We start from the raw sequence: 26,479 nt of genomic DNA, 5'->3' as shown, positions 1-26,479 counted from the left end.
ATTATTGATTGAGCCACTGCTCAACTTCACCATAAGTGCCTTGAAAAATAATTCGCTCTTGTTTTTGGCTTAATTGATAACGATACATTGGGTCATAATATTCATGCAGTAATGGGCAAAGCCAAGAAAAATGTGATTGGGTTTCGCCCGTCGCTTGTTGGTGAATTAATGCAGTATCTAATAAATGTGTTAATTCAGTGGCGCGTTGAGAGCCTAAACGTTTACGGATAGCAAACAAACCGTGGTGGAGATACTCACTGTAATATTGCCATCCTGTTTCTTCACCATATACATCAATAAAGTCGTGGGTCATTCGGTCAAAATATTCATTTTTTAGTCGTTCAAGGCGTAACTCAAAAGGGTCATCTATAACCGCGATAGCTGCCTTTTCCATTTGTGTACGTAATGTTACAGGGAGGCTATTTGCTCCAATTGCTCGTCCTTCATCTTCAAGTATCCATCGAGTATGGCTTATCGATTTTTTAAGCATTTCGACGGCGAGATGATTTTCAAAAGTGGCTTGTGAAAATTGCGCTTGCAGAGTACGACCAAATGACGACCCACGGTGGTGGGCAATACCTTCTAAATCAATACCGTCAGCTTGGTTATGCACCAGCGTTGTTTTACCATTTCCCGTACATCCACCAATTAAAATAGTAGGCCGTAAGGATAATTCATTAATGGCATCAATAGTTGTTTGACGAAGTGATTTATAACCACCGTTTATGAGTGGGTAATCAATGCCATTCTCTTTAAGCCATGCTTGTACAATATGAGAACGCATACCACCCCGAGCACAACAAATAAAACCATTGGGAAATTGTTGGCAAGCAGCTTGCCATGCGGTGATACGAGCAGCTTTGATTTCACCACTGACTAGTTGATGACCGAGTTCTACGGCTTTATGGGAACCATGTTGCTTATAACAAGTGCCAACTGCGGCGCGTTCTGCATCATTCATTAACGGAAGATTTATCGCCGTGGGCATTGCTCCTTGTTGATACTCAATAGGAGCACGGACGTCAATAATAGGGGTGTCAGAGGCGAGTATCTGGCGAATGTTTTGAGGTGAGGGGGCTAATTCCATAATAGTAAAAATACGCTTATCCAAGTAGCAATGCTCGATATTATACGCCTAATTCCGCATTTTTGCAGCTCTTGCAGAATCGAAAAAGTCCTATTAAGACATAATGAGTGTAGTTTTTCATATTATGGCTTTCGAAATAGTGTTATATTGCAAAAAGGAATTTAAACATGAGTAAGGGGCTGTACAATGAAAATGTTAACTATCCAGGAAATGACAGAAACACAAAAAAATCGAGTACGAACACGATTAGCGCAAGAGCGCAAAAAATTAGAGCGTGAATTAACAAATTCAGAGCAAACGAAAGTAAAAAAAGGAATTATTGCGGAAATCTCTAAAGAAGTTGATAAAGAAGCTCGAAAAATTCGAGCCCAACAGAAAAAAGATAAACTAGTACCGAGTGATGCAACATACAGCTGGTCATCCAGTAATCATAAACGGGGTTATCGTTAAATTAAATGAATTAATAACGCAGTTTATTTAATTGTTCGGGTAATAGTTTATAAAAAAATCGCGTATTTCATTAAACATGAGATACGCGATTTTTTTATATTATATTTTGAATGCTAATATAGTTTACGAATCAAGCCTTGAAACATCACAAATAATTTTTTCCTTTAATGCTTCTATCAGGTATGACGAGAACGACAACGATGTATATCCTTCATTTTTTATGCTTTCAAAAGCATCTATATATATCATTGGGACTTGTATTAATTTTGCTTTTTTCAAATCAGGCTTCATCACTTTTCCTGTTTTTTGATTCAGCGTAGATTCATGATTAGAGGTAAAAGATGTACCTGAAAAAACCAATTTAGAATATGCCATATTATTAATCTCATATCAGAGCTACCTGCCACACAGACTATTGAGGCTATAGCGATATTATTTAGTAAAAGTAGTAGTTCGACTAAAATTTATGTCACTAGATTAAACTAATTTAATAAAGTGTATTTGCAAGGTATCAATTACCTAAAATAAGAGTATTTAGTCGAATATAGAGTAAAATATATTAATATTACTTATTTGTATATGTTTATAATGATTGAATCGAAATAAATAATGTAAGGGAATATTTCTTTTGATTTAAATGACATTAGGAATAATCCTAACATTATTTTTTATAGATACGATTTTATTATTTTATATATATGTCTTTGATATAGTCAGTGTATGTAATATTAAGGAAAAGTTAATGAATTTCACAATAAATTCACCGTGTAAATATTTCTTTGAATAAAACTTTATTGACTGGAAAATAATTTAAACTAATAATTATTGCAATGAAAGGAAGTTAGAAGGAACTTAATTAGTAAAAAAAGTAATTAGTTTAATTAATATAGTTTTTACCAGTAATATAAACATTCAAATTAATAAACCAAATTAAATTAGATTAAATTCTTAAGGAATACCTATGTTTAAAGTCTATCAACAGACACAGAGCTTAAAAATGGAACAAATTAAAAAAGTACAAAAACATCATGAAGCCAAAAAACAAAGGGGTATGACGTTATTAGAAATTATCATTGTATTAGGTATCATAGGGACAATTGCTGCTGGTGTTGTGGTATTGGCACAGCGTGCATTTGATAGCCGTGCTGTTTCTGATGTTGTCAGCAATACTAATACAGTCAGAGTTGCCATGAAAGATGCCTATCAGCGAGCGGCTGGATATCCTGCCTCTACCGGTGCTGCGAGTGGTTATAATGTCGATAATATTAAGGACACTGAAAACTCTAAAGAAGCCATTGCCCGCCTTGTTCAATTAGGTAAGTTATCTATTGATGAGGCTCGTAATAGTATTTCAAATGACTTTCTTAATATTAGTGGGGCAAAAACGGCAGCGGCACAAGGAGATTCAGGTCTTAAAGGCTTTGTGATTGAGCTTAATGGATTAAGCCAAGACCAATGCCGTAATATTATTTCTCAAGTTGGTAATCAGTGGGATTATGTTGCAGTCGATTCAGCGGCAGCGGGTACATACAGCGTGAAATCAGCGGTTGATATGTCTGTTGTAACTGGAAAAGATATTTTAAGGACATTAAATGCAGCCGGTAATATCAATATTACACCAGACCAAGTTGCTGGCGTATGTACTGATAGCCCTGAAAACTCTGTAATTTTAGGTAGTCGTTAATTCATAAGCAATAATAACTTGCTAAAGAACCTCCCTTATAATTAGGGAGGTTCGAGAGACAAAATATGAGAAATAATAGAATAGCTGGTTATTCATTACTTGAGGTTATTGTCGTACTTGGAATTATTGGAGTAATAATGATTCCATTGAGTCGATTCATTATTAATCGAATTGAGGATAATCATAGGCAGCATATTTCAGATGCTGTTGTTGATGAAATATACCGTTTTATCGATTTTATTAATAATGATGAGTTAGAAAAAGAAGATAATAATTTTGTTCGTAATCCTTTATTTCAAAAAGAGCAAAAAAATATAGCCTATAGTAGACGAACGAGTAATTATAAGCTAGAAGAGGCAATCACGACGGATGGTAAACACTTCAATTGGGAACAGACGGTAAACAGTGATAGAAACCTATTTACTGATAAGACATGCAAAGGAAGTTTATTAGGAATATCATTAAAAAAAGAGTTTTTAAAATGTACGATGGATGCATTACTGATTAGCAATCCTCAGTTCTCTATTGAAAGAATTGACCTTATAGGTGATGAACTAAAAAGAACAATTGAGCGTGTAGATTTTATTGTTTTATATCATCCTATTGAAGATGAGCAGGGGTTATATATTGAGTCCTACTATAGTAACTTTAATGATGCGTTTAAAAATAAATTTTTGTACTTAACACAGGCAAGTTTTGTTAAAAGGAAAAAATCCACTGCGAACACTGGCTGGGAGCTCATTAAAATAAATAATGAAAATGTTCAATTTGGCGATTTAGCCTCTCATGCAGAGCTAGTCAAAAACCCAGGTTTTGATTATGGGCTTCGGTTTAGTTTTAATGTTAAAGCAGGTAAGTTTTTAAGGTCAGACGGTTCTGTTAATGCAGATAAATTATGTTGGAATACAAAAACAAGCCAATATGGCCCATGTTTAAAAGCAAAAGACGAAAATACATTAGTATTGACTAGTGGTGATCCAGACAATGAAAAAAAAGCCCCTACACTTTGTTGGGATAGAGAAAATAAAACGCAAACGACTTGTCTAGCATTAAAAAAACAGGATCCAAAATTTCCTATAACGGATGCTCAGTACCTCCCTGAAAGTAATTTTATGCTGACGGATACAGATAATAAAGGGAACGCTGTCACAGGCACATTAGTCGCAAATATTATTATTGAGGATAGCCATTATGAAGGTAACAAGTTAATAAAAGAATATCGCACGGTCCCTGAGGTGAGTTACCACAATTTTACCGGAAATAATGATAAGACGATGGTAGTTGGTGAAGATTACATTGGCGATGATGAAAAAGAGGAAGGCAAAGTAATTATCCCGATAAAAAAATGCCCAGTAGTACAAAACGTGAGGCTATGGCCAAGACTGACTGTTGCGGTTTCATCGATGATGCCCGTTGTATACGACGATAGTAAAAAACTCGATATCGATCTTAGCCGGGAATATAACACACGGAAAAATAAAATCACGAATGTGGGGCTAGCCGCTGGCGTTGTTTTACAACCTCGTCATGCTTTTATTGGTGGTAAAAGGGTTTGGATAATTAGTGCTTCTTTAGGTGTTAATAACCCAGCTGATGGAAAATCAAAAACATATGTTAACCCTAAGTCACTGTCCATTATGGCAGTCGAATGGTGCAGCTCAATTAAAGGGGATTATTGGGCGGCTTTTGATTAAAAGGTATAAGTAAAATGAAATATAATTATTTGATTATGTTATGTGGTTTTACGTTAAGTAGTTTTGCAAATACAGATATCGAAATGCAAGAGTGGATTAATTTAAAACCCATGAAAGAAATAAAAGCGATTAAGAGTACCCCCCAACTTGATACACAACTAAACCAAGAAAAAACTGGAGGAGAATCACCACGTCAAATTGATGTTTTGAGTGAATTGGTATTAAAAAAGAATGAGCTCTTGAGCCAAAGTGTTGAAGATTGGGCTAAATATAATGGAATAGATTTCATATGGAATAGTCCAAAAGATATTGTCGTGTTTAATGAAATTAAAATTGAAGGTAAAAATAAAATTGAGGTTATGGAAAAATTGGGTAAGCAGTTATCTTACCAAAAAGCCGGTTTTTACCTTAAGTTTTATGAAAAAAATAATGTTCTTGTTATAGACAATTAATAAGTAGAAACAGCAATGAAACTAAATAAAATATTTTTTTTACTCATTCCTTTTCTTATTCAAGGTTGCAGCAGCTTTTTTGAAGAAAAGTATGATGAAAAAGAACTGTTCGACCGTGTAACGGGGTTACAGGATATCAATGATAGCAAGCAAAATGCGTTTATGTCTTTAGATTCACCTTATTTGGGCAAAGAAGTTGATTACGATCGCCAGCAAAAAAAAGTCTTGGATAAGGAGATTTCATTAACTTCTTACTCACCGATTAATATCTATACGGTAATGGAAATGCTTGGCGAACAGATGGAAATTACGTATAAAATTGACGCTAATACGCCAGGTAAAACTGAAAACCAAGTTGCAGGAGAGGAGATACTAAAGAATACGGTTTATACAATTAACTTCAATGGTGATCTAAAAGAGTTTATTAGTTATCTATCTAATTTATATGATGTAAATATACAATTGAAGAAAAACAATCTACTTGAGGTGAATTTATACAGTAATTATGCAATTAGCCTAGATTATTATGGCAAAGACAATAATTATGAGGCAAGTTTAGATATTTCTAATAATGACGCTGCGACTGCAAGCGGGCTGAAAGGTAAATCGACAACATCTTTTAAGTCTTCTTTTTGGGAGGATGTAAAAGATATGATGGACAAATATATTTCATCAGGCGTTTACAATATTTTTCAAGATTCATCAATTTTGACGTTTGTTGGTCGACAATCAGAATATGACCATGTAAGTAAAGTATTAGAACAGTATAAACAGGCAAATAACCGTCAATTTGTTGTTAGCTATAAAATTTACATTATAGACAAGGGCAAATCAAAAAATCTCGAAGCTGAATTAGGGTTTTCTTATAATAGTGGTGGCACGCAAATAGGCTTCAATCAGCATTTACTGACAAAGCTTACTGGTAAATTAAATGCGAATTCTAATTTCCATGGCGGAGAAGATGCCAAATTTCGCTTAGCAAGCCAGTTGGATGCCGTCTATAAATTAACGGGCAGTAAAATATTGCAAAGTGGGTCATTTATTACGCGCAATAACATGCCAATACCGTTGAACCTAACAAAAACACATCATTATGTTTCGGGTGTGACAAGTACTAAAAATACCAATATGGATATCACTGAAAGCCAGTTAACGACAGACCAAATCGTCACTGGGAGCAGTTTTATTATTACACCAAGAGCATTATCTGACGGTAAAATTGAGGTGGCAAGCGGCTTTACGCGTAAAAACTTAATCAGTATTGAAAAATTTGATAGCGTACAATTACCGAATTTTACGACGACTGAAATGTTTAATACTTCAACAATTAAACCTGGTGATTTACTTATCGTCGGTAAATACGATGAAGACAGTGATTCTGACATGCAACAAGCTGGGATTTTCTCAGGAATATTAAATGGCGAGGATACAAACTCAACGGTAATTATGATTGTTGGGATAGATAATTATTTTTCAATTAATGAGTAAGTTATGACATTAAATGAATTATTAAAAAACAAATTAACAATCAACGGCATATGGATTGACTCTTATAAAGTCGATGAACATCGCCATCGGTTCTGGTTAGAATCAACGAAGAAGAGATATAAAAAAATACGTTATCAAACACAAAATGGGATGAAGGAAGTTTTATTCCCACGGCATGTTAAAGTTCATGAAATTTTAGCCTTGTATATAAAAGGATTGTATGGCGATGGCTTTTTTTATGCTCCAGTTATCGAAAGTAGCATAACGAATTATTATTTGATTTGCATTAAGGATGACTGTGTTATATCCCCTTCGGATACTATCATCACTGAAAGCATGTTAGCTTACTTACTAAGTAAAAAAGAAAACTCTGAATACGGTTCATTAAATATTACAGTGATAAACAATGAAATTTTTAATGCTATCCATGAGGAATATAAAAATCAGGAAAAAAGGTATCGTATTAAATCATTAAAAATATATACATCAATATCAATTTCTATTTTTTTATTTACTTTATTCGTTTCTTTATTTTTTCTATACTAAGGCTATTAATATGAAAGATATTCTTTCTGGCTGGCGAGAGCATGGTCTGCTTAAATCTAAAAGTATGTATATTTCTATAATATTAGTAATGGTTTTGCTCATGATTTCGGTTGGGACTTACTATATATACCAAAAAAAAGTTGAGGAAGAAAAACGAGAATATCAAAAACAGCAATTAGTTATAAATGAAAAGAAAAAAATATCGGATTTTTATACTAATCAATTATATGGCTATCAATTCCATGATTTAATCAACATACTTGAGCAAGTTATGGTAAGTCGCTATGCTTTTGCGCTTAGTGGTTATTCCGAAGATGCATTTAATTGTGATACTAATGAATGTAATTTTTTATATAAGTTAAAGTCAGGGGCGATCTTTAATGTTCAAGAAAAAATATTTTTTAATGAACATTATGATGGGACAATAAGCTCAGATAGTATCGAGTTTACTGGGTTAAATATCGGCTATGCAGATGGGCAGGTTATAGGGAATATTGTTAAGCAGGGTAGTGATAACATTCCATTATGTAATGACTATATTAATTATATATATGCATTTAACTCATCGAAACACAATGCTAATGATAGAATTTCACTTATTGAACTCCCATCTTCATCAGTGGTTAATTTAGAACAAAAATACCCAAACTTTGAAAATAGTCATAACCTTCTATTTTCAAAGTTTGAGATGGTATTACCAGAAAATCCATTGAAAATAGAAAAAATTCTTGAAAGGCAACCCTATATTAATTTTTATATTTTCAAGTCGATAGAAAAACTAGATAGTAATAACATTAAAGTAACAGGAGCTTTTTCATGTACAAGATAGTTTTTTCATTTTTTATCCTTGTTGTAGGTAGTCAGAATGCTTTCGCAGAAGAGCAGGTTGAAAACCAAGGATTAACAGAACCAGAAGCACCAGTGCTCTCTATCGAACAAAAAAATATTATTGACTTAATGCAAAATAACCTGAAATTTGAATCTGAAAAACTCAATATTGAAAATCAAATTACATTAGCAAAATTAAAAAAAGAGCTTAAAGAAGTTAATGAATTGCTCAATGAACCTATTGTTCAAGATAAACCCGTTGTGAATGAGCCTGAAAACGAAGCTTATGAACAAAAAATTACTGAACTAATGGATGCACCTATTAAACCTACAGAAAAGCCTAGAGTAATTATGATCTCTCATGTTGCTGGAGTGAAAAAAATCGGTGTCTTAAATCCCGAAAATAGACAAGTAACATTTACGGCGGAAAATACGACATTTAGAATGAATGGGATACGTTATCGTGTTGTTCTAAAAAATCAACAATATAGAGTTATTGAATGAAATGAATTTACCTGTTGACTTTATTTGTTTAAATAATATAGAAAATGGTATAAAGGCGATAGAAAAATGCCAATTCAACTTATTAGAAAAAGATTTAATTACGGTTGACTATAATAATAAAAAATATCTTATTGTTAATAAATTTGAAATTGACAACTTAGCAAATCATTATATGGACTTGCATTATGCAATGTCTGTATATAAAAAGAAAATTAATGGATTTATGCTAAGTAGTGAGGCCCAGTATTATCAAATAATCGAAAGCGTTACGCGTGCAACAAGTAATGATATCTTACTTGAGACCAGTCACGTGCAAAAAGAACTCGAAAGCTTATTACAAATAGCGGTAGATACAGGAGCGAGTGATTTGCATATCACTCGGGGAGATGTTATTTCTAAAATTGAATTTAGGGTCAATGGCTCTTTAATTCTCTATTCACAAATGACATCTGCAAGTTGTGATGAACTTGTCTTTGTATTGTATAACGTTGAGGCCACCACTAAAGAAACAACATGGAACCGTCAACAACCACAAAGTGCAAATATCCTTTATGACTTACAAGGTAAAAAATACCGTTTTAGGTATGCTCATTTTCCAATTTTTGGCGAAAGCAGTGATTGTTATCACTGTGTTTTACGGATAATTCCCGCATCTATTGATACTAATCCAAATCCTCGACTCGAAAATACAGGGCTATCAGAAATTGAAATCGATGATATTAAAACAATTTTGAGTAATCCCTATGGCGCATATTTTATTGCTGGTACAACAGGTTCGGGAAAATCGACAACGCTTAAAACAGTGATGGAATGGCTACAAATAAACCGCTTTAATAATAAAGGTTGCTTTTTAACAGTTGAAGACCCAGTTGAATATTATATTTATGGGACTAAGCAAAGTTCGGTATTGGATGTTGATGGTGGAGGATTTCATTCTGCGATAAAGTCTGCACTGCGACGCGACCCAGATGTTTTAATGATAGGGGAAATTCGTGACAAAATTTCTGCTAATGCATTATCTGGCGCCGTTGAAAGTGGCCACTATTATTTCACAACCGTGCATGCGGGAAGTATTGTTACTTTATTGCAACGGTTGTCTGCTTTAGGGATAGCCGGTGATAAGCTTTGTACACCTGGTTTTATTGCGGGGTTACAATGCCAAAAGTTAATGCCTCTTTTATGCCCCCATTGTAAAAAAACGGAAACGGTAATTTTGGGTAAATATAAAAAAGATATTTCCGTTATTAATCGTGATGGCTGCAAGCATTGCAAGAATACAGGCATTAGTGGACGAAAATTAGTGATTGAATATATGCGGCCCTCTATTGATGAGCTTTCTGCTATTGCTAAAAATAATTGGCTTGAAGCATACGTGCATTGGCGAAAAAAACGTTTTATAGGGCAGGGAATTGGCGAGGGGTTTCAAATAAAAGAAAAAACAATGCTCTTGGTTATTGATAATAAAGTTTGTTATCACTGGTTTACTCATGAATTTGGTGCTGTTCCACCCGAAGATCTGGAGGTGATTTTTGAAAAAATTCACTAAGTCTCAACGATTATATTTATATCAATTTTGTGCAGATATGATTAATTCTAATCTTCCATTATATGATTCGATTATAAAGCTAAAAAAAGAAGGAGGATCAGTTATTGGAAAAGGGTTTATAAAAAAATTGAATTTTCTATTAGATAAGATGGCAAACAAGGAATCAATTGCTTCTGTTTTTGATGGTATGGTACCTAAAAATGAATTGAGTTTAATTTATGCCGCAGAAAAAAGTGGGGCATTGGCAAATGGCTTTACAAGTATTATTGACGTTATTAAATATAAAGATCAATTAATGGCCAAAGTTATTAAATCGATGACGTTTCCAATGATTATGCTTGTTTTATCTTTAATTGTTATTGCCGGGTATTCTCTAAAGGTCTTTCCTGCTTTTGAACGTGTTTTACCCGTGAGCCGTTGGCCTGCAGTCACTAGTTCATTGTATAAGTTTGGATTAGCGTTATATGATGGACTATGGATATATATGCTTGTTTTTTTAATCGTAGTGACAGTGATTGTTCGTATCATCATGGCGAACTTAACGGGCTTAATTCGTGATAAATTTGTTGATAGGGTCATTCCATTTTCAACATTTAAACAATTAAATGCCTCCATTGTTTTGAATAGTCTATCTGGTATGCTTAAAAACAAAATACCGATTAATGATGCTTTAACTATATTGAGTTTAAATGCTAACCGGTGGCTAAAAGGGCATATTAAAATCATGCAAATCAATATGTCTAAAGGCATGAATTATGGCGATGCGCTTAATACTGGTTTATTAAATGTTCACGAATTATTAAATATTAGTTTATATTCAGCATTACCCTCCTTTCATGAAGTTTTAACGTCAGTATCAGAAAAATCCAAAGTAAATATTAATGATAAAATGGATAAACTAGCCGCACTATTAAAGTCATTATCGACATTAATATTGGGTGGTTGTGTTATTTGGGTGTTTATTGCTTTATTTTCGTTATCCGATCAACTTTCAAAAATGTCTCAAATGTAATAGGTGCACAATATGAAATTTAAAGGATTATATTTAGCTATGTTACTACTGCCGCCGATTGCGATTAGTGAGATAACAAAAGGTATCAAATATATCGATGGCTCTGGGCCAACAAACCCAGCGTCTATGGTCTGTGCAAATACATCAACCCCATTACCTATTGTAATTTCAACATTACGGGATTTTGGTATCACTTCTGCATATAAAGGCCGAATACTGGTTACAATTGAAGTTTTTTATTGGACAGAGAAAGAACGGGGCTTTCCCATTAAGTTGGCTAATTTTTTTGGTGATCGTCAAATAGATTGGGATGGAAAACCAGCGTTTGGAGAAAACACACCGAGTACGGAAGTATCACAAATCCCACTGAGCACGAGATACATGCCAGGTATGAGCGTAGCGGATGCAGGAATTGGTTACCCAAAAACACAAGATCAAAAGAAACAGTTTTCGCCTTACTATAGCCAAGTGAAATATTTAAAATCCCGAAATTCTTATGTCATCCTCTATAATCCTGATGTCCAGTATGGTGATTATGGATTGAGGCAACCTGATGAGATAATTTGGCTACCAACACGTTCCATAAAAAGTCTGAAGATAAAGATTGAGGATAAAAACTCACCGCCAAGGCCTGAAATCTCAAATATACCAGCTTTTGTTGCATTTACATGGACTGCCAAGTCAGGCTATAACCCAAAATCAACGACGCCGCCAATATTAGAATTGAGCAAAGTCGAAATGTCAGGGTGGGATGCCGAAAATGGTGGGAGTTACTCACAAGGTATTGATAATGATTTAAACGTTCAGTTTTTATCTAATTTGAGTGCAAAAGTGAGTATGTCACTTGGTGAAACGTATACGTTAGCTATGAAGTGGAGCCGAATTCCTGATATACGAAATCTGACAACAAACGGTAACTATTCTAAACAATATAGAGCGGCTAGGGATGCCTTTGGGGCGCTCAAAGTCAACTTTCCCGATTTATATAATGGTATGGAAAGAAATGAAAAATTTCCTGGTTACGATATTAGCTTAAGAAAACTTGATTTTATTTATGCCAATATTGATTTGATTGAAGGTAATTTGGGTGAGTTTGGTTTCGATAAATTTAAGCAAACTTATTTTAGAGGTAGTATCAACGCTTACAATAATGTTTATATTAATGAAGAACAATACCGTAAAAATGGCTCAATTTTAGATATCTGTGATTAATATGCATAATTTTATCTATTATTTTTATACTGTTTTAGCTCTTACAGTAGGATGCTGTGTGGGCAGCTTTATTAATGTCGTCATTTATCGTTTACCTGTCATGGTTTTTAATTGTGGTGAGGGTGAAACCATGACACTGAGTTTTCCCTCGTCACATTGCCCTCATTGCAAAACTAAGGTTTATAAACGTGATAATATACCTATTATTAGCTGGTTTATTTTAAATGGAAAATGCAGACACTGTCAGGCAGTAATTCCTAAGATTTATCCATTATCAGAAATAGTTTTTGGTGTTATTTTTGCGGCAATTTTTTATTTTTTTTATCAAGAAAAAGATCTCATATTTATCATTATTTCCCTGACTGTTTTTAGCACGTGTTACGCTATTTTTTTTATTGATCTCAAGTGGTATATCATCCCTGATGAACTCAACTTTTTGTTGATATGGCTAGGTTTGATCAGCGCAGTTATGAAATGGGCACCGATAACGCCTATTCAAGCTGTGTTGGGTTGTGTTGTGACATGGCTAATTATCAAAACAATGATTATTGTGTTTAAAAGACTAACAGGAAAGGACGGAATGGGGGATGGTGATGCCAAGCTATTTGCAGCAGGAGCCTCTTTTATGGGTATTTCACAAGTGCATTGGCTACTCTTACTCTCATCCATATTTGGAGTAGGCTGTTATCTCATATTTAAGGCATATAAATATGCCCCTGAACGAGGTGAATATAAAAATTATTACGATATTGATGAAAAATATCATGTACCATTTGGCCCAGCAATTTGTTTAGCAATAATTTTTTTATTTTACTATAATTTAATGTGTTAGTGATCGCATAATATTATATTAATTATCCAAATATAATTTAATGTGATTGTTATTTATTGTACTCTATTCATTGCAGGCGTTTTCCGTTACTGTTATTTTTTCAGTAAATAGGACGTGAAATGGAAAAGTATATAATTTCTGATATATCAATGGAATTCAATGGTATTAAGTTATTTAGAATTAAAAATGTATTAACGGGTGAGCTAGGAGGCTGGATCGAAAACGAAAATAACTTAAGTCAGAAAGGTTCTGCATGGATTTACAATGATGCTAAAGTCTTTCAGGATGCGGTAGTCAGTGGAAATGCAAAAATAAAAGAAAATGCAATAGTCTCTGGTCAATGTCACATATTTGATAATGCGATTGTGTCGGGCAATGCCCGTGTGTTTGGCCAAGCTAAGATTTCTGGTTCTACGTATTTAGATGAGCAAGTTAGTATCAGTGGAAACACACAGATATCTGATCTGGCAATTATCAGTGGTTTTGCTCGTGTCACTGGTTATTCAAAAATATCGGGGAGTGCTTTTGTTTCAAATCAGTCACAGATTATTGATAGTACTATTAAAGACTGTGCCAAAGTGGTAAATGATGCAGTGGTGAATATTTCAACTATTGAGGGCAATGCGATTATTTTAGAAAATGCTAAAATTGATGGAGGAGCATTTGTCACCGATAATGTAATCATTTCTGGTCATGTTCGGTTAAATGGAGAAGTAAAGATTTCTGGGGATGCGATGCTCCAGCAAGAAGCGATTATTTTAGGACAATCGGTTATTTTTGATAATGCAACTGTGAGTGGCAAAGCGATTGTAAGGGGAAATGCTCAAATTTATGAAAAGGCATCTTTAATTGAAAATATAATAATTAAAGATAATGCAAAAATCTATGGGCAGGCTGTTATTTCAGGCCACGCAATGGTAGAAGATAATGCACAAGTCTGTGGTAGCGCAGTTATTTCAGGTTTTACAAAAGTATCTGGTTCCGAGTGTATCATAGAATAAAAATTACAGTACCAGCAGGCATTAGTTAGAATATTTGAAATTTTCACAGTTGTCACGAGATATCAATTCTATTTTTTAATTATAAGCTATTTTAGTTTTTACTGGAGTATTAATATAAAATTTATTTTATATTAATTAAATATGAATTTAATATCCATTATAATATTTTAATTTAAATTTCCACTGAATTTCAAATTGCTATTAAAAATTATTTTTGTTTTTAATGATTGCTTTTTGTTTTATTCTGTTTATATTAAATAAGGTAAGTAACATTTACTTTCATTTTCATGATTCGTTATTTAAGGGGGTGCTGGTCACCCCCTATTTTTTTGGGGTTTTTATATTAAAATAATATGCATTGCTATTATATTTAGTATGTATGGCCATTAAAAAAAGTGATTTATTATTTTTCTTTTAAAACTAAATTAGAAGTAACTTAATAGATCATAAGAGTGTTACCTACTTAGTGGTTATTAAAGTAGTGTCTTATTGATTATTGAGACTATGAAACCGTTATGAGTAAGGAGCGCTTAATGCCATCATTTGAGATGATATCAAATAAAGTTAATAAAATATGTCCAGAGCCCTTATCATTAGCAGAGATAATGCTAATGTCCCAAGAACAATTACATGAGCAATTTAGCCATATATTAAATAGGGATGAAATCGTAAAGTTATATGCGATAGCACAGAAAAAAGATAAAGAAAACAGACTATTTGAGTCCCAATTATTATCTCGTATTAATCCTCAAACATCCGATTTGTTATCATTGAATGCAAACTCCATCATTGAAAAATACAGTTATATTGATACATTCCCTGAGCGGTCTAGTAATTTTGTTGCTGAGGGCTCTGTTTCTTCTATATTTTCACCTGCCGCTTATTTAACGGAGCTTTATCGGGAAGCTCTGCCCATTCATGATAAACAGTCAATATATAGTCTAGCTAATAGGCGTCCTGATATAAGCAATATATTGTTATCCCAAGATAACATGGACATTAAAATTTCCACACTCACGTATGCAAATGAAATACTTGTAAATGCAATTTCAAGTATTATGGTTGAACCACCAGATAAAATCGAAGAAAAATTGTCATTCTGTCGACAAGGCGGGTATCTACCTTATCATCATGCTTACAATACTGTCCGCTTAGGAATACTTCAGCAAGACCCTCATTTAAAAATAATAAAAAGTTTCCCATTTTTCAATCTGCTATTAACAGCGCAAAAATTAACTGCCCTTAGTTTAAATCTTCCACCAGAAGGCTTTGCTATTTTGACTGAAGAAGTCACCGAGGTCGAAAAAGAAATTAGTGAACTTTATGATAATAATTTTGAAGGCATCAGTGAGTCCGATTTGTCGTCTATAAATCAATTATCTCACTATTATCAAGTTTCTACAGATGAGATTGCTGCCTTAATAGAAATGACTAGTCAGAGATGCGGGTTATCAGAAACGGGGGATGATGGTAACTATACCGCATTGTTTCTTCTTTATTTAAATAAAATGGTCAGGCTGTTCAGGGCGACAGAATTCACTTTGCAAGACATGGCTATCTTGGTTCTTAATACAGATTTACCCATTGATAAATTAACTCCCGATATTGTTTATCAAATTGCGGATGCTAAAATATTTGTACAACAAGGTCTTTTAACACTGCCAGAAGCCTTAATTTTAACTCATGGGATGATTGGTGTCAGTTCAACACCATTACAAGTTAGTCAGTTTGATCTTTTATTTAACACACCATTACTCGATGGGAAAAGATATGAATTTGATGAACAATTAATTACAGTTCATCCAGATAAGCTATTTCAAGGCGAAACCTTTCATCGGTCAGTATTGAAGCGCAGTTTTAAAGTTGATGATGCAGGTTTATGGTTACTTCATCGAATGGGGAGTAGAGATGGCTCTGATGCGTTTAATAATACAAGGGAAAAGCTATCAGACTTATACCGAATAGTATTGCTTGCACGAGTTCATTCATTAACCATTGATGAACTCGAAATTATATTGCAGCTATCTGTTTACCGTGAAGTGCCACTCTATAATCTCGATAATAATCAATTACATGAAATTATACAATATGTATCGAAGATCACGTTATGGCTAGCAGAACAAAATTGGAGCGTTTATCAGTTGTTTATTATGGTCGGCGATACCATGACTACTGTGTGGACTCCAGCCCTCGATGATTTGCAGAAAACGTTATTAAATGGCATTGGTGCTGTGCCTAATTTACAAGGTGAGGAGCTTATCATATGGATGGCACCATTTTTTGTCTCAACATTGTCTTTAAATTCTAATTATATTTCAGAATTATGCTTACATTGGGTTAATCAGATAAAGCCCAACGGGCAAACAACGGATAAATTCTGGCAATTAATCCAAAAACAATCTCTTACGGATGCTGAACGCATTGATGTTATTGCATTTACACAAGCATTGGCTCAATTAGCCATTATTATTAATCAAATTCACATAAGCGAAGAAGAATTAGATCTGATCATTAAAAAGCCATCACTGTTGATAGCTGGATTGTCAGAACTCGGGTTAACGACTGAAATATTAATGCAATTAACACAGTTTCATCAATGGGTTAACGGTTCAGGTGAATTTTCAAATGATGTACTTACTGCACTGAATCATCAACAATTATCTGCTGAAATTTTAGCGAATAGTTTGCAAGATGATGTGGCAAGAGTTGGCCAAGCACTCATGCTCGCTAGACAGATTGGGCTTCGGCACAGTAAGGATACCTCTTTGCGATTGCAAGAACGAACCTATTTAGGGCACTGGGGCCAAGTTTCTATAGCAATACAGTTACTCATTGTATCAAAACAGCTCAATATCACACCTGACGGTATAGTTCAGCTTCTCGAATTATCCTACGATCCCAATAAAAATTATTCTACTTGGTCTATACAAAGCCATCTTATTCAAGGAGCTTTGAAACAACCTGATAATGAAATTGTTTATCATCAATTAGATGAGCAATTGGGAAATGCATTAAGTACATATTATCGTTTAAAAGCAGCCCCAGTTTCATTGCTTAGTCGTGATGATGTTTATTATTACTTATTAATTGATAACCAAGTTTCAGCGACAGTAACAACATCGAGGATCGCAGAAACGATTGCATCACTACAACTGTATATCTATCGGGCACTCAATGACCTTGAGGAGAAAACGGAAAGCGGTGTAATCGGCCGCCCATTTTTTATCAATTGGGATAAATATAATGCTAGATACAGCACTTGGGCAGGGAGCTCTCAATTACTGTATTACCCAGAAAACTACCTGGATCCAACAATGCGAGTTGGGCAAACGCAGATGATGGATGGCATGCTACAAGATATTAGTCAGAGCAATTTAAATCCAGATACGTTAGAAACAGCCTTTAACTCATACCTAAGCCAATTTGAACAAATCGCAAATTTAAATATTGTCAGTGGTTACCACGATAATATTAATTTCGATAATGGGCTTACCTATCTTATTGGCCATTCATCAGATTCTAGTGAGTTTTATTGGCGCAGTGTTGACCAAAGCCAATTTAATGAAGATGGAAAATTCCCAGCGAATGCTTGGAGTGAGTGGAAAGTGATTCAAATAGGGGTAAACGTAGTTCAAGACTGGGTCAGGCCGCTTATTTTTAATTCTAGGCTTCATATTGTTTGGGTTGAAAAAGAAAAACAAACCGATAGCGATAATCAACCAATAGACCGTTATGTATTAAAAATCAGCAAGTTAAACTATAATGGAACATGGGGAGGAATTAACGCTTTTAATATTGATGGCGCAATAAGTACTTTTTCAAAAGACAATTTACACCAAGTTGGTTTCTATTGCTCTTTGTATAGCAACACCGTTGAAGAGCTGGAACAGGACACGATAACAGTTCTTTTTTATGCAAAAAAAGAATCTTACACAGCAGAAATACTGACCACTGCTTCAGGTTTGTTTATTTATCCAAATATGGCAATTAAGCAGATGAGCAGCCAAGACTCAAAAAATATAACCACCAGAGTTTATAATGACTTCGATACTTTAAACAGCCAACGATTGATAAAAAAAACCACACAAAGCAATTACCTATATAACAAATTGGAACTTAACCAAAGTTATAATAAATATGGCTACGATGATTTAACAACGTTGGATGGCGGGGGACTGAGTAATGTCAGTATTGTTGAGGCTGAAATTGGCTCAATTATGCTAACTTTAGACGCTAATTTACGTATCACTTATCGCGGAATTGGGTCTCGCCAACACGAGCAATGTAATATGATGAAAAAATATTACAATCACACCCCAAGTGAATTTGTTATTTTTTATCAGCATACCTTAGCGGGTAAGCCACTTTATAATGTGGTGCATTTTACAAAAGATAATGCAGGGCTCACGCAAAAAGTTTTACTTAATAATCCAAGTGCCGCTAGCTATTATAATTATTCAACGGGAACAACAGGGGCTAATTTATCAATCCCACCTTATGAAGAGTACTACCGACTCGATTATTCTTTTAATGTGGCAACAACTATTTCTTCCCTCAATGTTTCTGATTCTGCAAATAATAAATCGATAACAAAAGGGTGCTATGAAATTAATACTCAGATAGACCCTCAAAATGTTTATGTCGTTATCACTGCTGGTAAAACCCAAAAACGATTTAAAGCCATTGATTATATAGATAATTTACCAAGTTTCAGCCTTGAGGAGATGCTATATCACTTTGGTGGTTTGAACATCGAGATCCCAACGTCTGAGTTTATTAATAATACACTGACTGTTAACGTTGAGTGCCGTGCCTTATCTATTGAGGGGCGTCCATTAGGTAGCCAGTATTTTAGTTTTAAAGTTCAGCGACAAGGTATTGAGCTCGATGCTATCAGCTTATGTAAAACAGAAAGTTTTTCTCAATATTTACAGCGTGATGTGCACCGAATTCGAATCAATACTTTATTTGCACAGCAATTAATTACAAAAGCGAATAAGGGCATCGATCGGATTTTAACAATGGACACACAGTATTTACCTGAACCACGAATGGGGAATGGTGATTATGTTCGCGTTACAATACCTAAATACGACGCTGAGCTTCATGGAAATTCGCGAGCCGCTAAATTACTTATCGGATCAGATTCTTCTTCTATGACAGTTTTTTGGCAGGGGAAACTGAACGATATCGATACGAATATTGTCCTTTTTGTCCCGCTGAGTAAAAAAGCATCACCATTCAATGATATTATAGATTTCCCTGATAACCCAGGCTTAACTCTACAATTACATTTCCAAAGCCAAAGCGGCATATCGCCCATTGGTATATTCGCTGTTACTGTAGCAAATAGCCGGCTTTCCCTTACCCGTTATACGCCAAATGATAATCAATCGGTTCAGGTTGAATTGCTAAAAAATTACATCGAGCCAATGGATTTTGATGGCGCTAACTCATTGTATTTTTGGGAGATGTTCTATTATCTGCCCGCCATGGTTTGTTCAAGATTGTTGCAAGAAAACCAATTTGACCAATCGCTTGTCTGGCTCAAATATATTTGGAGCCCAATGGGGTATCAGACATGGCAAGGGAACAAAGCGCCTTATCATTGGAATTGCCGACCACTTGAGGAAAGTATTTCTTGGAGTGCATCAACGGTTGATACCACTGACCCTGATGCAATTGCACAGAATGATCCGATGCATTATAAAATCACCACATTTATGAAAATGCTTGATTTGTTGATTGCGCGTGGGGATACCGCTTATCGGCAATTGGAAAGAGATACGTTGAATGAAGCCAAAATGTGGTATACCAATGCGCTCAGTTTACTTGGGGACAAGCCTTATGTACCGCATAAAGGTGATGAATGGGAGGATATTAATTTAGGTGCAGCCGCAGAACAACAACGTATTAAAAATTATCATGATGATATTATTCAAATTCAGCAGCATGGCGTATCACATCGGTTACCAGCAAGCGTTGGTCGGCAGACAACATGTTTCTATCCACAGGTTAATACTAAGCTCGACGGTTATTGGAAGCTATTAGAACTACGGCTCTATAACTTGCGACATAATCTTTCAATTGACGGGCAGCCTTTGTACCTACCGCTATACGCAGCGCCAATTTCCCCTGACGTATTAAAAAGTGCAAATATTGCTTCATCACATGGCGGTGGAACATTGCCGAAAGTGCAATTACCCCTACAACGTTTTTCAGTCACATTAAATAACGCTCGTGGATTAGTTAACCAATTGATTCAATTTGGCGGCATGTTACAGGGGATCATTGAACGACAGGATAGTGAAGCGCTCGCTCAGATGTTGCAATTACAAGCACGTGATCTTTCTCAAGTATCGATTGCATTACAAGAATCGACCATAGCTGAAATTGAAGCCGATGAAAAAGTCCTAAAGGCTAACCGACAAGGGGCACAACAACGTTTCAATAGTTATACCGAGCTTTATGATGAGAATGTGAATGAGGGCGAACAATTGGCGATGGATCTCTTTTTATCATCATCCATCACAGTGGTCGGTTGCGAAGCATTACGTATGGCGGCGGCGATGATGAATATGATCCCCAATATTTATGGTTTAGCAATAGGGGGGGGAGAAAGTGGCGCTATTTTCAATGCACTAGCTATTGGCACCGAAATGAGCTCACATGCTATGCGAATTTCAGCGGAACGTCTAAGTTACAATGAAACTTATCGGCGACGACGTCAAGAGTGGGGGATCCATAAAGATAATGCAGAGAACGAATTGCGGCAAATAGATGCGCAGCTCGATATGCTAGGGATCCGACATAAATCGGCAATGTTACAAAAGCATTATTTAGAAATGCAAAGGGGGCATACACAAGCTCAACTTGAATTTATACAGCGCAAGTTTAGCAATAAAGCGATGTATAATTGGTTACGTGGTTGTTTATCTTCAATTTATTACCAATTTTATGACCTAACATTGTCTCGTTGCTTAATGGCTCAAGAGGCTTTTCGTTGGGAAAGTAACCAAAGAGACGCTTCATTTATCAAACCTGGCGCATGGAACAGCAATTATGCGGGGTTACTTGCAGGCGAAAACCTTGCCTTGAATTTGACCCAAATGGACGAAGCATACATCAAACAAGAAAGCCGCCCGATGGACGTGACTCGCACAATTTCACTGGCTCAATGGTATTCTTCACAACCCGATGGTAACGGTTTTACCTTAGCCGATGAAGTAAAAAACCTCCTGATGAAGGGGGATGGATGGGTGGGAACTCAAGAAAATGGATTAACACTTGAGCGTAATGGTATTTTAATGAGCAAATTTAAACTCGCTGATTTTAATATAAAAAATGACTACCCGGATAACCTAGGAAATATTCGTCGAATCAAACAAATTAGTGTTTCTCTTCCTATGTTAATGGGTGCTTATCAAGATGTTCAAGCTGTTTTGAACTACAGTAGTAGCCTTATCGTGCCAAGAGGGTGCAATACCATCGCGCTTTCTCATGGCACGAATGACAGTGGCCAATTCCAACTTAATTTTGACGATCCCCAATTCCTGCCTTTTGAAGGCATTCCTATTGATGATAGCGGGATTTTCACCCTCAGTTTTCCAAATGCAGTAGGAAAGCAAAAACTATTACTTTTGAGTTTAAGTAACATTATTTTGCATATTCACTACGGCATACGTCATTAATCTCATGGAAGCACAGGCAGGAAGCTGCCTGTCAGGAAAATACTATGGAAAAACAATCCGGTGTTAATATCGCGCCATTATCACTCCCCAAAGGGGGTGGAAGTAGTCAAGGTATGGGGGAAAACATTGGCAATGCGGGGCCAAGCGGTATGTCATCAATGTCAATTCCACTTCCTTTATCTTCAGGGAGAACGTATTCACCATCTCTATCACTATCCTACAACAGCGGCGCAGGAAATGGAGCCTTTGGCTTAGGTTGGCAAGTCGGACTGTTAGCGATAAGCCTTAGAACACAACATGGTGTTCCCCGTTATGCAGGCAAGGACCAATTTTTGTCTCCAGCAGGCGAACTATTAGTCATAGCGCTCAACACGTTGGGTACTGCCGATGTTCAACCACGTACAGAATTACAAGGTGTGACTCTGTCATCGACACATTTAGTGAGCACGTATCAACCAAGAGTCATCGAAGATAATAGCCGCTTAGAATATTGGCAACCGAGCCGTGAAGGCGACGAAAAACCTTTCTGGGTTATTTATACCCCCGATGGAAATATTCACTTTTTAGGTAAGACGAAACAGGCGCGTATTTATTCCTCTGAAAATACGGGACATATTGCACAATGGCTTATTGAGGAGACGATTACCCCAACAGGTGAACATATTTATTATCAATATAAAGCAGAAGACCTCACGAACTGTGATGAACAAGAGCAAGCACGAGCTCCCGCAACTATCGGTGCACAACGTTACTTATGGCAAGTTTCTTATGGCAACATTCAAGTCGATAAAAAACCGTTCATTCTAAGAGATACTCCTATTCAAGAACATGGTTGGTTATTTCATGCCATCTTTGATTATGGCGAACGCAGTATCATTGATACGGATAAGCCTGATTATCACGAACAACCACTGTGGTTGTGCCGACCTGATTGCTTTTCACGGTTTGAATATGGCTTTGAAATACGGACACGTCGCCTTTGCCACCAAGTTTTTATGTTTCATCGGGTTGATTTATTATCGGGGGCAACAGCCTCTGAACAACCACCTGAATTAGTTGCTAGAATGTTGTTTGAGTATGATTTACAACCGACACTAACTACGCTGGTGGCTGTCAAACAAATTGGACATGAAATCGACGGGACAATTATTACTAGGGCGCCATTAGAGTTTGATTATCAACATCAAGAGCCCCATAAAGCGGATAAATGGACAGAGTTTACAGCGTTACGTTATTTCAATTCACAGCAGCCCTATCAATTGGTTGACCTACTTGGTGAGGGGATCTCAGGCATTTTATATCAAACGTTTGAAGCCTGGTGGTATCGTTCACCTGAACGGGATGCCATCACAGGGGGAAGCGCAGTCAGTTTCGCAGAACCTACTGAATTAATGCAAACACCGTCGTTAAAACAAAATGCAGTTTTGATGGATTTTACGGGGGATGGCCAACTGGACTGGGTGATTGCTCAACCTGGTCTTGAGGGTTATTACAGCCAAAAACCGGATGGTCATTGGACTCAATTTATTCCAATATCTGCATTTCCGACAGAATATTTTTACGCTAGTTCACAACTTATTGATTTAACCGGTGATGGCATTACTGACCTTGTTTTAATTGGTCCGAAAAGTGTGCGTATTTATCCCAATACACGCGGAGGGTTTGCGGCAGGTGAACTAACAATACAATCCACTGGGGTTATTTTACCCATTGCCAATGCAGAAACATTAGTCGGGTTTAGCGATCTTTTAGGATCGGGACAGCAGCACCTGATAGCCATTAATGCGGAAGGAGTGACTTGTTGGGCTAACTTAGGTTACGGGACGTTTAGCTCTCCATGCAAACTCGACGGTTTTAATATACCAAAAGCCGAATTTAACCCTGATTTTATCTACCTTGTTGATACTGATGGTTCTGGCTATGTGGATTTAATTTATGTGCAACCGACTCAACTTTTAGTTTATTGCAATGAAGGCGGTAATCGCTTTAGTGAACCTTATACGCTTCCTCTGCCAAATGGCGTGCAATTTGATAATACGTGCATGTTGCAGGCCGCTGATGTCACAGGTATGGGAGTTGTCAGCTTAATCTTAACCGTTCCTCATCAAGCTCCCTACCACTGGAAATTGGATTTTGCCTCGGAAAAAGCGTGGCTATTAAATACGATCAACAACAATATGGGGGCTGAAACTACCCTGAAATATCGAAGTTCGGCACAATTTTGGCTGGATGAAAAAGTCAAGTTGCGGCAAATGAACTTACCTGCAACATCACATCTTCCATTTCCTATCCATCTCTTATGGCAGACGCAAAGTGTGGATGAAATCACGCAAAATAGCCTGATCAGTAGTGTTCGTTATGAGCAAGGGGTTTGGGACAGTATTGAGCGTGAGTTTCGTGGATTTGGTTACTTGGAAAGTCTTGATACTGATGAACGAGCTCAAGGTAATGCGCCTGAGCGTACAGCACCAATACTAACAAAAAATTGGTTTCTAACGGGAAAACAAGCCGTTGACCAACAACAATACGCACATTTCTGGAAAGGGGATCCCCACGCATTTGACTATTTATATCCTCGCCATACGCAATGGATTGATGATAAAGATATATTGCTGGATGTTTACCCTGATGGGAGTGAATATTGGCTATCCAGAGGTTTGAAAGGGATGCCACTTCGTACCGAAGTATTTGGTTTAGATGGCAGCGAAAAACAAGATACTCCTTACAATATTGCTGAATTTCGCTGCCAATCTCGCTTACTGCCTAGCGCATCTGCTCAATATGTCACTCAAATTTCGCAAATAGAGGAAAGAACCTATACCTACGAACGAATTGTCTCTGACCCTCAATGCGCCCAGTCGATTGTTGTGGAACAAGACTTATTTGGTGCATCCCTTAAAGATATCACAATTGCCTATCCTCGTAGGCCAAAACCGACAAGTGACCCTTATCCGACGACACTCCCCACAACAACGGTGGGGAGCAGCTATGATGAGCAACAAACTATTTTACGCTTAGTCATAAAGCAATCACGATGGCACCAATTAATCTCTTCAGATACCTATGTATTAGGCATTGTAGATTGCCAACGTAGCGATGCGTTTGAGTTTGATGCCACTGAAGTCCCTAAAGAGGGCATTACGCTCGAAACGTTGATAACAGACAGTGCTCTACTTGGGAAACATCATTCTTCCGCGTATTTAGGGCAACAACGAATTGTTTATACCGATGGCAAACAAGAGTTTGTTGAGCCTGTTTTTCCTGTTCTTGTCGCTTATACCGAAACTGCGGTATTAGATGAGCAAGCATTAAAAGCATTTGATGGACATATTGGAAAAGAGGAACTTATTCAATATTTACATAAGGGAGGCTATGTACAAACACCACAACTATTAGGTAATTCCACTGAATTAGTTTGGTGTGCCCGTCAAGGATATACCGATTATGGAGATGCAAAGCAATTTTGGCAGCCATTGGCCACCCGAACCACGTTGTTGACAGGCAAGACACATTATCGTTGGAGCCAACATTACTGTGTTATCACTGCGACAGAAGATGCTGCGGGTATGACAACATACGCGCAGTATGATTATCGGTTTATGACACCAATTCAGATTCAAGATATCAATAATAACCAGAGTCATGTTGCGTTAGATGCCTTAGGACGAGTTATTTCTACACGTTTTTGGGGGACAGAAAATGGCTTACCTTGTGGCTACAGTCCACCTTCTGATAAACCGTTTAAGGCACCATTAACTGTTGAGGGCATGTTGAGTTTACCGAAAGGCACACCAGTTTCTCAGGCAATAGTTTACAGAGATGATAGCTGGATGTATCAGGTTGATAAAACGCATGATTTACCCTATGGGATTAGAGTATCAAGCACAAAAAAAATAGGCTCTTTGGCATTACGTCGGTTGCGAAAGTATTGTGCTTTAAAGCAAAACGCGTTTGACTCATTGACGACAGGCTCTCGTATTCCTCCACATTTTTGTACGATTACGACTGACCGTTATGATAATGACCCTGAACAGCAGCTGCGCCAACAAGTCGCTTTTTTTGATGGGTTTGGTCGTGAACTGCAAACAGCCGTACGCCATGAAGCCGGAAATGCCTACGTGCGTAATGACTTAGCTGGTCTAGATTGTGATTCTCAGGGGAGATTAATTGAGCGTTTTACGCCAACTCGTTGGGCAGTAACAGGAAAAACGGAATATAACAACAAAGGCCTTGCTGTCAGGACTTATCAACCTTATTTCCTCAATGACTGGCGTTATGTCAGCGATGCGAGTAGCCGTAGTGATCTGTATGCCGATACCGTCTATTACGACCCTTTGGGAAGAGCCAGCCAAGTGCTAACAGCTAAAAGCTATTTACGACGTACTCAAATATTTCCATGGTTTACGGTTGAAGAAGATGAAAATGACACGTTAGAAGGCTAAACGGGGGAGC

17 protein-coding genes are annotated in these 26,479 nt (G+C 36.4%); 15 read left to right on the top strand and 2 right to left on the bottom strand.

Going from position 1 to position 26,479, the window contains the following annotated elements:
- Window position 1: 1 nt before the first annotated feature.
- Window positions 2-1,087, bottom strand: a complete 1,086-nt coding sequence (gene mnmH, locus ABWP91_RS01430; protein ID WP_353241881.1) for a tRNA 2-selenouridine(34) synthase MnmH — start codon at window positions 1,085-1,087, stop codon at window positions 2-4.
- A gap of 186 nt (window positions 1,088-1,273) precedes the next feature.
- On the opposite strand from mnmH, the gene ABWP91_RS01425 reads away from it, so the two are divergent.
- Window positions 1,274-1,537 carry a YjbD family protein gene (locus tag ABWP91_RS01425; RefSeq protein ID WP_353241676.1) on the top strand — a complete coding sequence of 88 codons (264 nt, stop codon included), beginning with the start codon at window positions 1,274-1,276 and terminating at the stop codon, window positions 1,535-1,537.
- 123 nt (window positions 1,538-1,660) lie between these two features.
- Here ABWP91_RS01425 and ABWP91_RS01420 read toward each other — a convergent pair whose 3' ends face one another.
- The gene (locus tag ABWP91_RS01420) at window positions 1,661-1,912 is read right to left on the bottom strand and encodes a hypothetical protein (RefSeq protein WP_353241675.1); all 252 of its coding nucleotides are present in this window, start codon (window positions 1,910-1,912) and stop codon (window positions 1,661-1,663) included.
- 586 nt (window positions 1,913-2,498) lie between these two features.
- On the opposite strand from ABWP91_RS01420, the gene ABWP91_RS01415 reads away from it, so the two are divergent.
- The 14 genes from ABWP91_RS01415 to ABWP91_RS01350 all read left to right on the top strand — a co-directional run bounded on the left by ABWP91_RS01415 (window position 2,499) and on the right by ABWP91_RS01350 (window position 26,469).
- Window positions 2,499-3,221, top strand: coding sequence for a type IV pilus major pilin (locus ABWP91_RS01415; RefSeq protein WP_353241674.1), 723 nt, complete (start codon window positions 2,499-2,501; stop codon window positions 3,219-3,221).
- Between the two features lie 65 nt (window positions 3,222-3,286).
- A complete protein-coding gene (locus ABWP91_RS01410) occupies window positions 3,287-4,915 on the top strand; it encodes a type II secretion system protein (RefSeq protein WP_353241673.1) in 1,629 nt (542 codons plus the stop codon).
- Between the two features lie 14 nt (window positions 4,916-4,929).
- The gene (locus ABWP91_RS01405; RefSeq protein WP_353241672.1) at window positions 4,930-5,367 is read left to right on the top strand and encodes a TcpQ domain-containing protein; all 438 of its coding nucleotides are present in this window, start codon (window positions 4,930-4,932) and stop codon (window positions 5,365-5,367) included.
- A 15-nt stretch (window positions 5,368-5,382) separates the two neighbouring features.
- A complete protein-coding gene (locus ABWP91_RS01400) occupies window positions 5,383-6,855 on the top strand; it encodes a type II and III secretion system protein (protein ID WP_353241671.1) in 1,473 nt (490 codons plus the stop codon).
- A 3-nt stretch (window positions 6,856-6,858) separates the two neighbouring features.
- The gene (locus ABWP91_RS01395) at window positions 6,859-7,401 is read left to right on the top strand and encodes a hypothetical protein (protein WP_353241670.1); all 543 of its coding nucleotides are present in this window, start codon (window positions 6,859-6,861) and stop codon (window positions 7,399-7,401) included.
- Window positions 7,402-7,411: 10 nt separating this feature from the next.
- Complete coding sequence (locus ABWP91_RS01390) at window positions 7,412-8,230, top strand: hypothetical protein (RefSeq protein WP_353241669.1); 819 nt, start codon at window positions 7,412-7,414, stop codon at window positions 8,228-8,230.
- Complete coding sequence (locus ABWP91_RS01385) at window positions 8,218-8,733, top strand: hypothetical protein (protein WP_353241668.1); 516 nt, start codon at window positions 8,218-8,220, stop codon at window positions 8,731-8,733. The genes ABWP91_RS01390 and ABWP91_RS01385 overlap by 13 nt, the downstream gene beginning before the upstream one ends.
- Before the next feature lies 1 nt (window position 8,734).
- Window positions 8,735-10,279: an ATPase, T2SS/T4P/T4SS family gene (locus tag ABWP91_RS01380; RefSeq protein ID WP_353241667.1), complete on the top strand. Its 1,545-nt coding sequence runs from the start codon at window positions 8,735-8,737 to the stop codon at window positions 10,277-10,279.
- The gene (locus tag ABWP91_RS01375; protein ID WP_353241666.1) at window positions 10,263-11,291 is read left to right on the top strand and encodes a type II secretion system F family protein; all 1,029 of its coding nucleotides are present in this window, start codon (window positions 10,263-10,265) and stop codon (window positions 11,289-11,291) included. The genes ABWP91_RS01380 and ABWP91_RS01375 overlap by 17 nt, the downstream gene beginning before the upstream one ends.
- Window positions 11,292-11,303: 12 nt before the next feature.
- Window positions 11,304-12,503: a hypothetical protein gene (locus ABWP91_RS01370; RefSeq protein ID WP_353241665.1), complete on the top strand. Its 1,200-nt coding sequence runs from the start codon at window positions 11,304-11,306 to the stop codon at window positions 12,501-12,503.
- Window positions 12,504-12,561: 58 nt separating this feature from the next.
- On the top strand, window positions 12,562-13,335 hold the full coding sequence (locus ABWP91_RS01365; RefSeq protein ID WP_353241664.1) for a prepilin peptidase: 774 nt from the start codon (window positions 12,562-12,564) through the stop codon (window positions 13,333-13,335).
- Window positions 13,336-13,454: 119 nt separating this feature from the next.
- A complete protein-coding gene (locus ABWP91_RS01360; RefSeq protein WP_353241663.1) occupies window positions 13,455-14,336 on the top strand; it encodes a hypothetical protein in 882 nt (293 codons plus the stop codon).
- 611 nt (window positions 14,337-14,947) lie between these two features.
- The gene (locus ABWP91_RS01355) at window positions 14,948-22,027 is read left to right on the top strand and encodes a Tc toxin subunit A-related protein (RefSeq protein ID WP_353241662.1); all 7,080 of its coding nucleotides are present in this window, start codon (window positions 14,948-14,950) and stop codon (window positions 22,025-22,027) included.
- 44 nt (window positions 22,028-22,071) lie between these two features.
- Window positions 22,072-26,469 (top strand): SpvB/TcaC N-terminal domain-containing protein, encoded by a 4,398-nt coding sequence (locus ABWP91_RS01350; protein ID WP_353241661.1) that lies wholly within the window; start codon window positions 22,072-22,074, stop codon window positions 26,467-26,469.
- Window positions 26,470-26,479: the final 10 nt, after the last annotated feature.

It is taken from the genome of Providencia sp., assembly GCF_040396775.1.
In the GTDB taxonomy this organism is placed as follows: domain Bacteria; phylum Pseudomonadota; class Gammaproteobacteria; order Enterobacterales; family Enterobacteriaceae; genus Providencia.
The sequence above is the reverse complement of the archived record's forward strand: the minus strand, read 5'-3'. Positions and strand labels throughout refer to the sequence as shown.

Coding starts and splice junctions, on each gene's coding strand:
- ABWP91_RS01370 (WP_353241665.1), top strand. CDS start 11,304: ATGAAATTTAAAGGATTATATTTAGCTATGTTACTACTGCCGCCGATT.
- ABWP91_RS01390 (WP_353241669.1), top strand. CDS start 7,412: ATGAAAGATATTCTTTCTGGCTGGCGAGAGCATGGTCTGCTTAAATCT.
- ABWP91_RS01410 (WP_353241673.1), top strand. CDS start 3,287: ATGAGAAATAATAGAATAGCTGGTTATTCATTACTTGAGGTTATTGTC.
- ABWP91_RS01415 (WP_353241674.1), top strand. CDS start 2,499: ATGTTTAAAGTCTATCAACAGACACAGAGCTTAAAAATGGAACAAATT.
- ABWP91_RS01380 (WP_353241667.1), top strand. CDS start 8,735: ATGAATTTACCTGTTGACTTTATTTGTTTAAATAATATAGAAAATGGT.
- ABWP91_RS01385 (WP_353241668.1), top strand. CDS start 8,218: ATGTACAAGATAGTTTTTTCATTTTTTATCCTTGTTGTAGGTAGTCAG.
- ABWP91_RS01425 (WP_353241676.1), top strand. CDS start 1,274: ATGAAAATGTTAACTATCCAGGAAATGACAGAAACACAAAAAAATCGA.
- ABWP91_RS01420 (WP_353241675.1), bottom strand. CDS start 1,912: ATGGCATATTCTAAATTGGTTTTTTCAGGTACATCTTTTACCTCTAAT.
- ABWP91_RS01395 (WP_353241670.1), top strand. CDS start 6,859: ATGACATTAAATGAATTATTAAAAAACAAATTAACAATCAACGGCATA.
- ABWP91_RS01400 (WP_353241671.1), top strand. CDS start 5,383: ATGAAACTAAATAAAATATTTTTTTTACTCATTCCTTTTCTTATTCAA.
- ABWP91_RS01360 (WP_353241663.1), top strand. CDS start 13,455: ATGGAAAAGTATATAATTTCTGATATATCAATGGAATTCAATGGTATT.
- ABWP91_RS01355 (WP_353241662.1), top strand. CDS start 14,948: ATGTCCCAAGAACAATTACATGAGCAATTTAGCCATATATTAAATAGG.
- ABWP91_RS01405 (WP_353241672.1), top strand. CDS start 4,930: ATGAAATATAATTATTTGATTATGTTATGTGGTTTTACGTTAAGTAGT.
- ABWP91_RS01350 (WP_353241661.1), top strand. CDS start 22,072: ATGGAAAAACAATCCGGTGTTAATATCGCGCCATTATCACTCCCCAAA.
- mnmH (WP_353241881.1), bottom strand. CDS start 1,087: ATGGAATTAGCCCCCTCACCTCAAAACATTCGCCAGATACTCGCCTCT.